This is a genomic window from Kitasatospora nipponensis (assembly GCF_039528135.1).
Lineage (GTDB): Bacteria > Actinomycetota > Actinomycetes > Streptomycetales > Streptomycetaceae > Kitasatospora > Kitasatospora nipponensis.
On record NZ_BAAALF010001079.1, the window covers coordinates 1 to 537 of the forward strand.

Annotated in this window: 1 protein-coding gene; it reads left to right on the top strand. The window is 65.0% G+C overall.

Annotated features, from left to right (window positions below):
- Positions 1-167: 167 nt before the first annotated feature.
- Positions 168-537, top strand: a 370-nt coding sequence (locus ABD323_RS44980) for an amidase family protein (RefSeq protein ID WP_344447722.1), incomplete at its 3' end; no start/stop codon positions are given.

A 537-nucleotide genomic window follows, 5' to 3' on the forward strand; every position in this document is an offset into this window, starting at 1 on the left:
GGTTTATACGGTGATGACATGCTTCACACAGACGTGCGTGCTCTCCTCGGCCAACGGGAACTCCGCTGGTGCGGAACGGCCTTTGGGAGCGGCTGTATCTCCTGCTGGCCCCTCCGATGACAGGGAATCAGCCGCGGCGGTCACCGACCCCTGATCAAGTCGGAAAGATGATCGACCTGACCGCTACTGAGGCACGCCGGATGATCGATGACGGCGCATTGGATGCCGAGGAATACCGGCAGGCCCTGCACGATCGGGGCGAACAGGTCCAGGACTACAACGCGCTGACCACCCTGCTCGCGGATCCGATCAAGCAGACGGGCCAAGACGGGCTCCTGGCCGGGGTGCCTGTAGTGGTGAAGGACAGCACCGACGTCGCCGGGGTGGCTTCGCCCGCCGGGACCCCTGCCTTGGCCGACAACATCGCTTCCAGGCATGCTCCGCTGGTCCAGCGACTGGTGGAGGCCGGAGCGGTCGTTGCGGGCAAGACCGTGATGCATGAACTCTCCCTGGGCGGTACCTCGCACAGCGGCTTGC